At 54.6% G+C, this 15,664-nt stretch carries 12 protein-coding genes; 10 read left to right on the forward strand and 2 right to left on the reverse strand.

Annotated features, from left to right (window positions below):
* The first annotated feature begins 39 nt into the window (after positions 1-39).
* The 3 genes from EAF64_RS13515 (at position 40) to EAF64_RS13525 (ending at position 4,078) form a co-directional block, all read left to right on the forward strand.
* Positions 40-1,218: a hypothetical protein gene (locus EAF64_RS13515; RefSeq protein ID WP_129069522.1), complete on the forward strand. Its 1,179-nt coding sequence runs from the start codon at positions 40-42 to the stop codon at positions 1,216-1,218.
* Between the two features lie 93 nt (positions 1,219-1,311).
* Positions 1,312-2,022: a CAP domain-containing protein gene (locus EAF64_RS13520; protein WP_129069523.1), complete on the forward strand. Its 711-nt coding sequence runs from the start codon at positions 1,312-1,314 to the stop codon at positions 2,020-2,022.
* A 1,474-nt stretch (positions 2,023-3,496) separates the two neighbouring features.
* A complete protein-coding gene (locus tag EAF64_RS13525) occupies positions 3,497-4,078 on the forward strand; it encodes a hypothetical protein (RefSeq protein WP_129069524.1) in 582 nt (193 codons plus the stop codon).
* A 712-nt stretch (positions 4,079-4,790) separates the two neighbouring features.
* Here EAF64_RS13525 and EAF64_RS13530 read toward each other — a convergent pair.
* Both EAF64_RS13530 and EAF64_RS13535 read right to left on the reverse strand, forming a co-directional pair.
* Positions 4,791-5,183, reverse strand: a complete 393-nt coding sequence (locus EAF64_RS13530; RefSeq protein ID WP_129069525.1) for a DoxX family protein — start codon at positions 5,181-5,183, stop codon at positions 4,791-4,793.
* 532 nt (positions 5,184-5,715) lie between these two features.
* Entirely contained in the window at positions 5,716-6,057 is a 342-nt protein-coding gene (locus EAF64_RS13535; protein ID WP_129069526.1) for a DUF7475 family protein, read from the reverse strand.
* 1,374 nt (positions 6,058-7,431) lie between these two features.
* On the opposite strand from EAF64_RS13535, the gene EAF64_RS13540 reads away from it, so the two are divergent.
* From EAF64_RS13540 to EAF64_RS13570, 7 genes are all read left to right on the forward strand, one after another.
* Positions 7,432-7,806: a hypothetical protein gene (locus tag EAF64_RS13540; protein ID WP_129069527.1), complete on the forward strand. Its 375-nt coding sequence runs from the start codon at positions 7,432-7,434 to the stop codon at positions 7,804-7,806.
* Between the two features lie 1,135 nt (positions 7,807-8,941).
* A complete protein-coding gene (cas6, locus tag EAF64_RS13545; RefSeq protein ID WP_129069528.1) occupies positions 8,942-9,715 on the forward strand; it encodes a CRISPR-associated endoribonuclease Cas6 in 774 nt (257 codons plus the stop codon).
* Positions 9,705-11,906, forward strand: a complete 2,202-nt coding sequence (locus EAF64_RS13550) for a TM1802 family CRISPR-associated protein (protein WP_129069529.1) — start codon at positions 9,705-9,707, stop codon at positions 11,904-11,906. Before cas6 ends, EAF64_RS13550 begins: the two co-directional genes overlap by 11 nt.
* 9 nt (positions 11,907-11,915) lie before the next feature.
* Positions 11,916-12,950, forward strand: coding sequence for a type I-B CRISPR-associated protein Cas7/Csh2 (cas7b, locus tag EAF64_RS13555; RefSeq protein WP_129069530.1), 1,035 nt, complete (start codon positions 11,916-11,918; stop codon positions 12,948-12,950).
* 3 nt (positions 12,951-12,953) lie between these two features.
* Positions 12,954-13,718, forward strand: a complete 765-nt coding sequence (cas5b, locus tag EAF64_RS13560) for a type I-B CRISPR-associated protein Cas5b (RefSeq protein WP_129069531.1) — start codon at positions 12,954-12,956, stop codon at positions 13,716-13,718.
* Positions 13,718-14,590, forward strand: coding sequence for a CRISPR-associated endonuclease Cas3'' (locus EAF64_RS13565; protein WP_129069532.1), 873 nt, complete (start codon positions 13,718-13,720; stop codon positions 14,588-14,590). Before cas5b ends, EAF64_RS13565 begins: the two co-directional genes overlap by 1 nt.
* 192 nt (positions 14,591-14,782) lie before the next feature.
* A complete protein-coding gene (locus EAF64_RS13570) occupies positions 14,783-15,649 on the forward strand; it encodes a hypothetical protein (protein WP_129069533.1) in 867 nt (288 codons plus the stop codon).
* Positions 15,650-15,664: the final 15 nt, after the last annotated feature.

The following is a 15,664-nucleotide window of genomic DNA, read 5'->3' on the forward strand; positions in this document are numbered from 1 at the left end:
AATCGGATATTACCTGGGTTCCACTAATTGTCTTGCACAATGAACCGCCGAACTCTTTTAGCAGCCGTCGGTTCGATACTCGCTGCAGGATGTTCTCAGAATCGAGGTGGGGGTAGTGGGGAACGCGGAGCATACAGCGAGAAGTTTGGGATGGGAAGAAAAGCGGACACCCCTGTCGATTTTGGATTTGATGGAAATAATCAGTCCTTCGATTTCAATTACGGTGATGATCCGGATTTTGAATTCAATAGTAGCCAGGTTGGGTCCGAAGCTAGATTTGATTTTAGAGGCGGCCAACAGAGGGAATCTGATTCGCTTCCAACGCCTGCAGAGACGAATAAGCAGGCAACAGAGTATCTTGTTCAGGCTCGGCGTTCACTCATTGAGGCAATAGAAATCTATGCAGGCTTTGGTGGAGAAGACATTGATTTGACTTCCGTGTCACCGACGACAGAATCTTTCTCACCGTACGAAGTCAAGAGTAAGATAGACAACTCAAGACAACCCCTAAGGAGAGCAGCAGAATATGCGACTGAAGGGCAGAAAGTATACATAGTCGCTCTTGAGCAGACGGGAATTTTTCTCAAACATGCTGTAGAGGCCGAAGTTGAAGTCCGATCAGCGCTTGCAGAATATCAGAACGCCATGAGTTTCCTCTACGATGCTGACACCACTAATTTTGAGGCACCCCAGAAGCGGCTTCGAGATCATGCTACAGAAGCGCAAGACGAGGTCGATCTGATCACATCTGAGACAGATTCAAGTGCTCTTCAGGTCGTTGATTCGGATGCTCAAGAGCTCTACAAGGCAAAGATGGCGCAGTTTGAGGCAGTTATTCAGACATTCCGCTCGCTGGAAGGCGGCGTTGCAGAAATAGGAAGTGGTCTATCGAGTCTGAAAGAGGGCGCCAAAGTATACAATAACAGGGAATATGAGAATGCATCGTTTGACTTGGGTTCTGCTCTGAATTCTTTTTCAGGGGCGAAGCGTGCGTTTCAAACCGCACGCAGCAATGCTGTTCTACAGTCTGCGACAAGACCGGGCTTAGACTTTGTCACAATACTTTATCAAATCACAGATGATCTCAATGAGAGCGCAGAAGCAAAGACCAATGATAATAACGAAAGATACGTTGAGTATAGAGAAAGAGCAATCGACCACTTGAGATCGGATGACAGAACGGAATATATGAGTGAAATTAATCAGATACAATGGTAAGTTGGTAGTAAAAAACAGGACTGTTGCTGATGACCGAGATGCTGTGATCATCCGGCAGAAAGTTTCATAATTGTTCGATAGCGATGTTGGAGCATGGCAAGGACTCTCTTACTTGTTTTAGGAATGGTTGTTTTAGTTTCAATAGGTGTTGGAGTTCTTGTTGGAATTCAGGTCGGCAATGGAACTGACTCCCCACCACAAAGTCAGACAGTAACAACAAGTCCAACTGGCGAGTCAACACCAACTCCGGTCCCAGGTCCAAGTCAGACACAAAATGAAACCACGCAGATTGCACAACCGAATTCACCAAATCATCAACTGCAAGCTGCCATACTCAGTAGCATTAACGACTACCGGATTCGCCACAATCGTAGTCCGCTGGTTGATACAGGACCGCACACGAACCGACTCAAGAAAATGGCCACAAAACATAGTCAGCACATGGCCGCCGTGGGTGTTGCCAAGACATCGTTGCGGGGAAGCACAGGCCCTGAGCGATACAGCGATGCTGGACTAGATAACATGTGTCCTTTTCCATCCAACAGTGGCTATTCGACCATTGATCCGTCCGTCGGGAAATTAGAATTGGTGGCCAAACCCGTGGAAGCACCTCCATATGAAAACGTTGAGGGTGGATACAACGGAGATGTGTCTACAGTTGCAAATAATGCATTGAGTGTGTGGGTTGAATCGAATCAGGACCGTCGAAAGTTGCTATACAAAAACGCAAAACAAGCTGGAATCGGTTTTGTAGTCACCGACCGCGGTAGTGTGTATGTTACCGTCGCGTTATGTGGATCCTGACACTTCTGTACACACTATCGTACACCTGCCGACTGAGGAAACTTTGTGCCACGGTGCGGTCAGGGTATCGAACCTACGGGTCTAACCACAACGACAGAATTCTCGTCTCACCAGAGTAGTCCTGAATTATTTACGGCCCGTTGTATAAGTTAATACTGTCATGGCCGACATCGTCTCTCATTCACCGCCGCGAGGGTCGGCCATGACAACCGATCATGCACCGACTCAGGCCAGCGTGGAGACATCGCCCCACCTGTGCCTGTATACTCATGACCGTGATGTGGGCGTACCCGTCATCGTAGAAGCATTGCTGATCCTAGGCTGGCATACGACCTAGTACCCGGTCAACGCCAATTTCAGTGGTAGGGAGGGTCCCGCTGTTGTACTCCTTGATTACCGTTGCTGGCGTTTCCGTTCCTGTGATCAACGGTCTTCCGACAGCCACATCGCGATAACGCTCCATCCATCGCAACGTCTCCGGGTCCTGGAGCTGATAACCACCCACCAATACACTGTACCGAGCACTGCTTCCACCTTCCGTTTCTGACCGGAACTGATGTAGGTCAACCAAAGCTAAAACATCTTGTGGAATGAACTCCCCTGTATCGGCAAGCGTCCCCAATTCAGAACCTGCATAGAATCCACCTGTTGTGAGGGCGAGTACCTCGCACTTGTCGGCAATGCCGTTCACACAGGGTATGGCTGATTACTGACTGCCACCACGCCGAGTTGTCGTCCAGTTGAGGAACGGTCACGAGCGGCGCTCTCCAATGTCCTGGAATCGAAACAGTTGATTAATCGAATTTTAATCAACGTTGGGGGCGTGTATCAGACAGACTCCCTGCGCAAACCCCCTGCCTCCAGTCTCTACTTTCACCCCCAGTTCCCCTGGGGGGTATTCATAGATAAGACCTCTACTGGTAGCAATCGGACACAAACGCAAATAGCGCCACTTCCATGGACCGGAGTGCTGGCTATTGCGTAGCGACCGAAATATCGACGAATAAACAGGACACCTCAGGATTTCAGTAGAGTGAGCAGGATTTGTCACCGATGAAGTCCGGTGACTGCATGTATCCATGCTGTCTGCACTCCGGTCAAGCCGGTAGAGGTTACTGGGGCAACATTAATATCAAAACTAAACCTGGCGACGAATGCAGAATCTCACTCGTGAGATCTGCCGGTAGCAGGAAATAACACAATCGATACCGCTCAGTATGATACGCTGTCTTCTCAATATTAATAAGCAAATAGCATTCATTCCACTACTTCGTCTAACGTATCAAAGTGCCCGACCGTATTTGAAACAGCGATCAAAAATCTTTATTAAACGACCGCTGTGCCAGCCCAAACAGAAGTATAGAACAGACGACTATTACAAATTCCCAGTTGATCGCCTGAGGATATCGCTGCCCCATTTTTCTCAGCCCATAATGGGCGTACTCTTATACAGACACGTCCAGTAGCTGTCGTTATGCGACGTCGCAGATATCTTGCAACTGCCGCTGCAATGCTTTCCCTTGGAGGATGTTCAGACGATGCAGAAATCATCACCCCAACAAAGGACACAACGTCAGCAGCACCGACTACGATCGATCAGCCACAGTCACCGCCAGCGGAGAGACCGACCAACACACCTCAAAGCGAAAGACCAGCGGACGTAACACCTCAGGGGACACCATCAGAGGCCCCACTCAAGATCGACTATGACCCTGCTGCGGTGAAAGAGAATGCATCGGTTGTTCCGTACGACACGCTCGTTCAGAACATCAACGAGTATCGTGGAGAAGCAGTTTATTATAAATATGCGAGAGTTTATCGAGCCATTCCTGCTGGGGCATATACCCAATTACAGTTGACCGTCTCAACCACGTCACGAGACTGGGAGGGCGTCATCGGGGCTGACTGGAGAAGTGATGAGGAATTAACAGAGGGTTACGTAATTCAAATGTGGGGGTTTGTTCGCGGGCTCTATGAATACGAGACGATTGAGGGCGAGTCCCGGATAGCTCCGTCAGTACAGATGATCGATTACGAACTGTATCAGGACAGATAGCCGATTTACACATGGGGTTATCCCGGATATGAGTGGGTCTACGGGTTTCGTAATTAACAGGTTGGTCGCACCCTCTCTTTGTTAGCCATCCATGCGCCCAAACACTTGTAACCCTAAGGTGATAGCAACTGTTGGGGGCAAAGTCGGAGCTACCATACCAGACTCTCACCCCAACTCCCATCCGTGCCCTGACTTGTATCTAGTCGGGGCGAGTTTAGAAGTGTTCGTCATGTCTGCCACGCAATCTCGCTCAATTATTTCCGGGTAGTTATGACTGTAGTCCACGGTGTGAGCGGGAACAAACGCTTCTGCTTTCGGTAGGGAGAACATGGTGTCGACTAGTTTAGGAGCCCTTCAACATTAAGATCATCAACCCGACTCAGGACAATAGATCGACCTCTGCGAATACCGATCCGCGGCCCGTCTATGGGGTGGATTCCTAACTCAACTTCAAATGATACCCACCGCTTGCGTTCTACGTGAACCACTGTCACGTCACTAGTTGTCAGCTTATTCCCTCTCATGTAGAAGATAGGCTGAACCCGAAGTACAAATCTCGGAATTATACTCTAACGGTCGTGCAATTAATTGAACACGAAGGAGTCGCTGCGGTACAGAGGTAAAATCTGTTGTGTTGACCAGCCCAGTCATTAGAATCAGCATGGGCTCTGGTCTGACTTGGCTGGGAGAATGGAATCGTCTGTAGGGACAGTTAGTTTTGACGTGCGCGCTGGAGGAATGTAAGCGCCGCCCCGAGGAGTGCGATGTTCTGGAGGAAGGCAGTCAGTTCCTCATCGTGTTGCTCGTCATCAACGGCCCAGAAGTCGTGCATGAGTGGCGTAACACCAATAAAAAATGCAGCCACACTACCAGTGGAGAGTTTAGGAAACTTCCACATGCTAATGCCCAGGCCCCCGCCGAGGAGGAGGCCGCTGGCTGCCGGAACGAGCGTGTCTGCTTTGGGGACGCCCTTGGCATTGGCGTAGGCGATTCGTCCGTTGAGGTCCGTGAAGTTCCGGAGTGCCAGCACAATCAAGCCACTTCCAAACAGCAAGCGCCCAAGAAGTGATGGTGCATCGGTGTCATCTGTTTCAGTTTCAGCCATCGTAGTCCGGAAGTGCGCTGGCAATTTAATCGCCACGCTTGTCACACAGGTCGATCGTCGATACGTGATAGAACTCAATCATTTCAGATACCATTCAATCCGCAGAGAGGTTCAACGGAAGCGTTCAGAAGGATGTCTTGTTGTGCTCTCGCACTTAATCAAGAAGTTCTGCACAATCCACAGCTGAAATGTTCCGAAAAATCACTGATCTTTGAGCTTCGCTTCCACCGGCGCTGCATTGATGTATGCATTGACTGTGGGTTTCAGCCTACCTATACGCCCCTGCTAGTTGCGTATCAATAATACCAGATTCAGTCTCAGCCGTTATGCTCTCACCTTCTCGCCTTGGCTATCACCGTGTGTGGGATAGTAGCATCGCGAACGACAGCGGTACGCACCACCCACGGTGTGGGTGCTGTTGGTGATGTTGCTGCTATTGAAAGACCCGCTCTTGTGGCCGGAAGTCTACCGCTATCGGCTAATCACAATATATAAAAACCCCACACACAGCGAGAACCAACTCAGCTGCTTTTCAGGCGACCGCTATTGGGTTGAGGCTGCCCTGTCTGTAAAACGCCTCAACACTGAATCCCTGGAATGCGAACAGTGCGATAATCGTGATCAGAGCGTATGCAGCAGCTGTTAGATAGAGGCCTCGCCGCCAGTACCGGGTCAGATACAGCCCAATTCCGCCGAGGAATCCAATCCCGTTTAAAATAAACAGGATGCCAAGCGTCTGACTGAACCACATCACCTGCGGGCCTAAAAGCAGATGTAGAATACCTGTGACCAGCGCTGCCAGAACTGCCAGATGTCCCAAGGGATGTGAAGGAAGATCTATAAGTGGTTCATCATTAGCGGTCGGCGATCGCATGGACACCACTATAAGAATATTTTTCTGACCTATTTGTTAATTTTATTTATTGTTAATTCTAAAGAAATTAGACAAACCTCATAACGTAATACCGTGTACATCTGGTGTTGTGCTTTCGGGCGTCGTGGAGATAGACACAGCTGAGTCGATATGAATCAACCGATGGTTTATATCCCGTATCGGTGGGATGTGTCCGCAGTCGTGTTTTTCGGTTTAGGCAGGCTGACTAACCGATAGGACGACTCGCTATTGCCGATAATATTTCAATTATTGGACAAAATTCGAATCTTCGCAAACAATACTTAGTACTGTGTCGTCCAAACTCTGAACCCCTTGAGTTCTGTTCTCCTCAGTAGCTGATAGGATGAGCAGTGGGGAACACGGATTTCGATTCTATTTCAGGGACTCCGCTTCTGCCAATTCCGATAACTGATCGCGACACCGACCATGACAATTCCTCCTATGGAGAAAACAACAGAAGCGAGTATGCCGGACATATCCTAGAAGACCGAAGGAGACTTTCATTCTGATGCTTGTTCGGCCTTTATTTGATATGGTGTTTCCTCAAGCGTGACCATCCGTTCTGTCCGCTACTTGATCCGACAGTATATGAAGCAGTGATTGTGTCCGTGCCTGAGGGCTGGCCGTTCGCACTCGTCGTCACGGTTTCTGTCGTAGCTGGAGGGATGCGTGCTACTGTGGCTGTTGGCAGGATAGAGTCTTCCGTGCTGCCGGCCACGACCACTCCGGTCAGTGGTCGGTTCCTGCGATTGGTGACCTAGTAGTGAAGCGTCATTGATTTGTTGTGTGTATCTGTCGTGGATAGACCGAGACGTCATCGCGAGGAAGAGCAACACTAACCATTTCAGTTGCCACGAGACGTTTACTATCGTCGTAACTCAATGTTGCCGTCAGCTTCTGTGGGCCTGCCGTTGATGGCCGGATGTGAAACAGAGAGACATTTGACTTGTGGGCTTGAATGCTGGTCCGGAGTTGGGTCTGGGTCAAGAACTGATCGGTACTGCCCGTCAACTGGAGCGAAACATTGGCAATCGCACTATCTGCGCCATTTGAGCTCGTCACGTTCACCTTATTGATGACACGACCGCTGCGGCATCTGGCTCAATACTGAGCTGCGGCTTTGTTTCTGTCTCCATTGATGGCTCGGAAACGCTGATGTACACAGGATGTTCCCGATGAATAAGGCGTTCAACAGAGCCTTTTTTATTGTACTGTGTGCCACGCACGTGGACTGTGAGGTGCTTGTCGCCGGGTTTCTCAAAGGTCTCCTAGAGTGTTACCTCAATTGTATCGCCACTCCCCAGAACGCCAATATTATGCATTCTGCCAAGGTGAGTGTCGGTCGTGTCTGTCATGGCCACCTCCCGCAATTCAAACGATCCGCTTTCGGAATTTGCATACTGGATCGTCGGCGTGATTGTAATGGCATCGGCCGTTTCTGGTTCATCATCCAAAACAGAAGTTCCTGCCCAGCAGCGCGAAATTTTTTTAACCAACACGACCGCCGAGGGCTGCTGTGTGTTGGTCAACTGGTGCCAGTTGGCCAATCACATCTCCACTCGTCGCAGCGTTTTAGACACGATCGCCGCGCCACCCACGCAGCTTCCAGCCAGAGCAGACACAGTTCGCGGACGCTGGCTGTGCGTCATCGACCGCCCTTGGGACACAGAGGCTACCGGCGATCGACGAAGATTTTTCATCGCAAGTGCGCAGTTACAATTCCCATAATGTCTGTTTCAGCAATGGGTTCAAATGGACCCCTATGCGGTTGAACCAGCGGCGAACGGTCTAGGACGGACGAAAAGGAAAGTTCCAATAGATCCTTGGGCGGTTGAAGTCTGCTCTGACTGTTCTTCTACCGTGTCCTCCAGCGTATGTCTGATGAGCCCTTGGGTGGTTAAAGCGGAGTTCAGCGTGCCCAGCGAACGCTCCGGTAACAGGTTTCAGACGGGCACATAGAAGGTTGAAGCAAACAACTCCAAGAGCTAAGATTGGATGTTTAGTCCGTTGAATCGACCGTTAAGACCCGGTACCCGAGCAGCTCGTGTTGTTTCAGGCGGCTCTGGGTGGTTGAAATGCGTCGACGAACGGGTAATCCTCGGCATCGACCTTGTCTCAGACAAATCCCAAAACCCGTCAAACTGGACACGCGCTAACTGTCGGCGACCGACGCCAGAATAAAGAAATCGTGGACGACAGAAATCCTCATACCAGTCGCGCGTGTACAGAGCCAATAGTGGCTCTGTCGGCCATGCTTTCAGATGGTCTCGTGGGCGGTTGCAGACTTGCGACGGCTTTCACCAATCTGGTCTGTCACCGTTTCGGCTGGCTGCGCAAACAAGGAAGGCCAACGGTGGCGGAAACGTCACTGAACAGCGGTTACAGACGGTCCCCAGAGCAGTTGCAGTACCATTTTATCAAACGACGTAGCGAGTCCTCAATTGCAGACGGCTCCTTGGGCGGTTGAATCAGGGAAGTGTAAAGAACTGTCCCGAGTGCGAAACAGTTTCACATGGCCCATAGGTGGTTGAGATAACGCTGACGACACCCACGGCCCGCTGGTGGAGAAACGTTTCAGATGGACCCTCAGGCTGTTGAAGCGAGGATACGGCTTTCTACGAAGCCTACGAAGACCACGTTTCAGACGGGACCGTGGGTGGTTGAAGTATCGTGATAATAATAACCGCAAGCAGATATGTGGCCGTTCCAGACGAGCCCTACACGGTCGGATAAGCCAGGTCGGCACGACCCTCCCCATCGTGACCATTCGTTTCACTTTCACCACAGCAGGGTACATTTTAAATCAGGTCTATGCGATTGGACGTGTTGTAATGGCATCCGCTCAATGTGAGGTGATGCGTGCCTGCGCATTCTCACGGATCTAACGGCTCGCGCCGACGCAGCCTACGATAACGCCTATCACCACAAGCTACGCGGCCGCATCTGGAAGGCTTTGCGTGAGACACCGTATGACGATGCACACGACGAGAATCGGCCCAAGGGGTTTGCCTACTCGAATCCGTTTCCGCCGGGCGAGATGAGCGAAGGCGACGAGCGGACATTGCTGGTCGCCTCGCCCTATGAGGACCTGCTGGCACACATCGCCGCGGATCTCGAAGCCGAACCCGAACTCAACATCGGCGAGATGCCCTTCACAGTCACGAACGTCAGCCCGCTCTCACCCGATGTTGGTGAACCGGGAACGACAGGCACCCTCGAAACAGGCACCGGCGTGCTGGTCCGCATCCCGCCGTGGCGCTTCGATGACTACGGGCTCGATATCGACCACGAACAATCGGAGTTCTGGCGGCCCGAACACACGATGGAGCCGTTCACAACCCAGATCGAAGCGAATCTGGACAAAAAGCACAGCCTGTTCTGCTCGGACCACCTTCCGGGGCCCTCAGACGTAGATGGCGGCCTGTTCGATGGGTACGAACTCATCAAGACCTTCGCCATCCCAGTGACGCCGACGACTGGCCAGCAGGAAACGTGGGTCCTGAGCAAGTGGCGCTTCGATTATACCGTCCGTGATCCAGACCACCGACGCCACCTGAATCTCGCACTCGATGTCGGGATTGGCGAGCGCAACTCGCTGGGATTTGGCTTCCTGAACATTTCCACCCATGACGAGTAACGACTATGCACAGACGGCCATCGAGCGGTTCCTGCCCCGGCTCCCGAGTTCGCTCTACGAGATCGCGTGGCAGTATTCGCTGTATGACTGGTACAGTGCCGTCCAGTCGGGTGATATCGACTGGGATCTGGCTCCCGAACATCTCGCCTACCTGACGCCGCGCGCCCAGAGCGAGCTGTTCGGCGAACCGGATAGCCTCATCACCGTCTACGCAGATCTCTCCGATCCGGCGACCCCCCAGCTCCGGCCCGACGGCGTGGGCGGGCCCGTCGAGGTCACGAGCTACACGGCAGCCGATCGCTTCCGGGTCGGCCACTCCTACCCCGCAAACAAGGCGAGTAGCATGACCGATTACTCGATCACCACGCAAAAGTCGGCTGATGCCCACCATCTCGCGGGGCTGCGAGATGACGCCTGGGGGACGAACAACGTTCAGGATCGGTTCACCGACTGGGCCCAAAGCGAGTATGCAGATGCCGTCCGCGAGCGTGTCTCAGACGATGCAGCAGCCATCATCGAGGGGCTTGCGGCCCTCGGAAACGACGACGAAGCGATGGAAACGCTCGCGGAGGCCTTCCTTGCCGAGACTGGTGGTGAAGACGAGGAGTTCGAGGCGCTCATTACGGTCCGTGTCCGGCTGCCCGACGCTGAGGAGTACAAACTCCCCGGCGAGATTCCGGTCCTCAACGAGGTGATGGTCGAAAAGAAGTCTTCCCGCCTCGAAAGCATCTCTGTCAAGGCCGCAAGCGGCGAGGGTGTTGGCTACGTCACCGGTGAGAACGGCGAGGTGACCGGTGGCTCGCCGGGCCTGTTCGGGATGTTCGGCAAGAAGCAACGCGAACACTTCCCGAATCTCGATACCGATGGCAGTGCGGCGTGGCGCAACCGCCCGCTCACGTTCGACATGGCCGCCGCTGTTGCAGCTGCCGACTCGATCTTTGAGGACTTCTATCATGGCCTCGGGAACAACCGGCGGCTGTACGTCCTGCCGTATCTGGCTGCACGCGGAGACACCCTCGATGCGGACGATTTCGCTTGTTTCTACGATCGCGTGTTCCAGCCGCTCCGCGATGCCGAGACAGGGCCGGATGGCAACTTCGACAGCCAGCTCGAAACCATCATGCGGACGGCAGCACACCCCACCCAGGCCACTGGAGAGGGAGATAACTTCGGCAGCACTGACGTGTGGGATCGCGTTCGCTTTGCGGCGGTCCTGCAGGTGACAGGCAACCCAGATCGTGTCTACTTCGACACGCTCGATGCTAGTCACTATCCGGCCGCCCTCGAAGACGCCCACAACGAGGTAACGGACAGCAGTGTGTTTGCTGACGATGGGATTTTCACCGCGAATCCCTCACCGGAAAGCAGCCCGCTGCTGGGAGTCGGACTACAGTTGACGCGCTACATTCTCTATGGGTTCTATTTCCAGCGGACGACCGAGCCCACGCGCACGAGTCGCCAGGCCTCCGACCGCCCCGGTGCTGGCGATATCGATGACGATCGGATGCAGCGCGTCAGAAAACTCCTTACGGGCGGGCACCTCCCCATGCAGCCGCTGCTCGAACAGTACATCCACCAGCTGGTCCAGGACCAGCGCGAGCAGTTCGACGAGAATGACGGGTACATCGCGTTCCCCAAGCGCTCAGTCGTCGAGCAGTACACGCAGTTGCGGGCGCTGACGATTGCTGGCGCGCTCACCACAACAGACACGACGTTCGATTTCACAACCACGACGATGACAGATCCAGACTCACAAGAAGACCGGCTCGAACAGTTCCTCGATAGCCACAACGCACTCGCCGAAATCCGGCACCGTGCCGTCTTCCTGCTTGGTGGCCTCGTTGGGCGCATCACAGCCTACCAGGATTACAACGATGTCTCCTCGACGCTGGTGCGGCGCTATCCCGTCGATTACCTCACCAAGCAGACAGTCAAAGAAGTCACCAAGGAAGTCCTCCAGATGGACAACTCCTACGCTGAAGCTGCTGGCGACCGATCCTATCTGACGAACAATCGCTACACCAGCCGCCTTGCCGACACAATGTTGCGCACAGATCCGACTTCCTGGTCGATGACCGAACCCGAGCTCCAGTGGCTTTACAGCCTCGGGATCGCCTACGGACTCAACGACAGCAACATCGAACAGCCCGCTGAGGACACCGAAGACATCGCCGAGGTTGCCAACGACTGATCCAGACCAATGAGTTCCAATTCTACTACCGACACCGTCGAGAACCGCTCGGAGATCATCTTTGCCTACGACGCAGAGGATACTAACCCCAACGGTAACCCGCTCTCAGCCAACGACAAACCACGAATCGACGAAACGACCGGCCGGGCCGTCGTCACTGACGTGCGCCTAAAGCGGTATATCCGCGATCAGCTCGATGACGACGACTATGGCATCTACATTCGTAATCCATCGAAAGCCGGCTACGAGGGCGCGATCGACCGTGACGAGCTGTTCACAGAAGTGACCGGCCTCGATGAAGACGCACTGGAAGACACCACCGGCAACGAGGCCGCCGATGCATTCCTTGCGAACGCCACCGACGTGCGGTACTTCGGGGCAACGTGTTCGTTCTCGTCGGAGTTTCAGGACGCAATCGGTGACGGCTTCCCCGGACAGTTCATCGGCCCGGTTCAGTTCTCCCACGCGCGCAGCCTCAACACCGTCGTCCAGAAAAGCGAGTCCAAACAGCTCTCGACGGTCGTCTCCAGTGGCGGTGACAGCGAGCAGGGGACGTTCGCGACCGATAACCGACTGCAATACGCGTTCATCCCCTTCCACGGGGTCGTCAACGAAGTCGGGGCCGAGGATACGGGACTGACAGCTGAAGACGTTGAACGCCTCGACACGCTCCTGTGGCGCGCTGTGAAAAACCAGACGCTCACCCGCTCGAAGATGGGTCATCAACCACGGCTGTACCTTCGTGTCGAGTACAACACCGATGCCTTCCACATCGGCACGCTGGACGACGGACTGGCGCTCGGCCAAGATACGCCAGATACTGAACTTCGCAACATCACGGATGTCGTCCTCGACGTATCGGATCTGCTCGCCGATCTCGATGCCCACGCCGAACACGTCGACACGGTACACGTGCTTGCGGATCGGCACCTCACCCTGTCAACGACCGACGACACGGGTGGGCCAGACGTCCTCTACGAGGCGCTCGAAGGAGTCGTCGGCGAGGATGCAGTCGATACAATCGACGTGTATGGCGACGAGTGAGCGATGACGACGACCGGACTCGATATCGTTGGCCGACAATCGCTCTCGTTCACGGTTCGCGGGTCGTGGGCACACTTCCGGCGTATCGACAGTACGACTGAAAAGCTCACATATCGTGTGATCCCGCGTACGACGATTACTGGCCTGCTAGCGGCCGTCCTCGGTGAGCCACGGGACTCCTACTACGAGACGTTCGCGCCGGATGCGTCGGCGGTCGCGGTCAGTCCACAGTCGTCACTCGAGACGATGCCCGTCCCGATGCTTACGCTCCCGACCGAAGAGAACGACATCCAGACGGCTGATGGTGTCACGGGCAAGACCGTGATCCCGCCGGAGACAACTGGCACGGAGCGTAAACGCCGGACGTTCGAATACCTAGTCGATCCCGCCTACCGGATCGATCTTATTTTGGACGATGACGAGACGTTCGATCGCCTCGCTGAGATGCTGCAAACAGGCCGGAGTACTTACACACCATCACTCGGAAAGACAGAGTGTCTGGCAACATTCGAGGATGTGGAGCTGTTGACTGTTGAGGCCCAGCCAGAAGCCGACACCGTAGACTCAACTGTCCCCGAAAAATACGTGGTCCCGACACCGGGCGAACCGCTCCAGACCGAACGAACACCCGCGTACATGACAGCGACGGAGGGAGGCCGGCACACGACCGGTTTCATCTCGTATGCCTACGCGCCCGGCGGCACCTCAATCAGCGTGGATGGTGCCCCCACAGCTGCCGTCGGTGACAGGACAGTCTGTTTCATTTGATGGGCCGGGAACTCCCCTCGCTGGCGGCTTACCCCGCGCGCCCTGGGCAGTCACTCGCCCAGCATCTTGCTGGCGTCGTTAAGAATGCCCAGCGACTCGCGCCTGAGGGCGCTACGCCCGCGTATGGCGACGACTGGGAGACCCTGCTTTCCGCGATCGCTTGGACTCACGATGCCGGGAAGCTCACCGAATGGTTTGAGACATACCTCGAAACAAAGAGTCGGGCCCACGCACCCCGCGTCAAGCATATCCATCATGGGTTCGTGGGTGCGCTACTGACAGCCCATACCCTGTATAGCCTCGATATGTCTGGGCCCGCGATTACTGCTGGTTTCATTGCGGTTGCCAAACACCACGGCGTCATCCCTACGCTGGAGTCTGTGCTTCAAAAGTACCTGACTCCAAAGCCTGCAGACGAATCGAAATACGAGGTCGCACGTGACCAGTTGCAACATATCGGCGCGCGGGCCCCGAACGCTATCGACGATCTCCTCCAGCAGGCGAGTGAGGACCATCTTCAGTGGGTGGATGTCTACGTCGACACGCCACAAACCTACCGACGACTGCTCATTGCGCCACAGCAGTTCGACGAACACTTCTATAAAAGCGTGTTGCGGGCCTGGTCGACGCTCGTGTGTGCGGACAAACTTGACGCCGCAACACCCACTAGGCCCGGCGATGCCCCGCGGCGGCCGTCGCTGGATGATTTCCGCGCGAATATCGACGGCCTCCCGGACGGCGAAACGCCCACCGAACAGCAGATGGACAAGCTGCGGTCGCAGGCCCACGACCGAGCCTGGCAACAATTACTCGATCACCACGAGCAGGGCGACCGGCTATTCAATATCGCCCTCCCGACAGGTTTTGGCTAAACCCTGACTGGCCTTCGGGCAGGCCTCGAACTCGCCGGGCAGCGCGATAGCCGCGTCATATACGCCCTACCCTATACCTCGATTATCGACCAGTTTGACGACGTCTGCCAGGAGTACCTCGGTGTGGCTGCTGGCGATCCCGAGTATACAATACATAACCACCTGGCCGATACGTGGACAGATCTGTCGGCCATGACCGACGCAGAGCACCCCAACCATGGGAGTGCGTCGGTGTACGCCGAGACATGGCAGGCCGGTGTCGTGCTGACGACGTTCACACAGCTGTTCGAGAGCGTGGCCGGGCCAGGGAATACACAGTCAATGAAACTCCCGGCACTAGACGAGAGTATCATCGTCGTCGACGAGTCACAGGCCGTCCCACACGATTGGTGGAATCTTGTGAGCCGGCTCACTGAGTATCTGATGCGTGAGTATGATGCCACCGTCATTCAGATGACGGCGACCCAGCCGCGCTTCCTCGAACGCGAGCAGGATCTTCCATCCCCGATCTCACTGACCGAGACGTACGAGGACTGCATAGCCTTGCCCAACTCGAATCCACGTGTCGAATTCCAGATCCACGACAGCCTCAGCGAACATCTCCCAGCAGGCGGCGGTGAGCCGCTCCCGATTGAGCAGGCTGCCACCGAACTCCAGGCCGCGACACCGCGCGGGTCGACATCGCTTGCGGTTGTGAATACGATCGAGAGTGCTGCATCACTCACTGAAGAGCTGACAGCGGCGCAGACCCCTGGTGAACCAATCCAACTTGCCAGCGAACTGTATCAGTTCCAGCAACGAACCAGTGCCCGTGATGGCGACGATCTCGACACACAGGCTGCCCGCTATCTGCAGTACCTCGACGACCACGCGACAGCGGATGGAGACACACTCTTCGCGACGCTTACGACACGGATTCGCTTCCGTGACCGGGAACTGCTGCTGGCAGCACTCAAACAGGTACTCGATCAGGACCAGTCAACACCGTTCGACGACTCTGCGACAATGGCTGTCTCGACACAGTTGATCGAAGCCGGCGTTAATATGAGTTTCGACTGACTGTTCCGTGACTTT

Source organism: Halorientalis pallida, from assembly GCF_004118325.1.
GTDB classification, from domain to species: Archaea; Halobacteriota; Halobacteria; order Halobacteriales; family Haloarculaceae; genus Halorientalis; species Halorientalis pallida.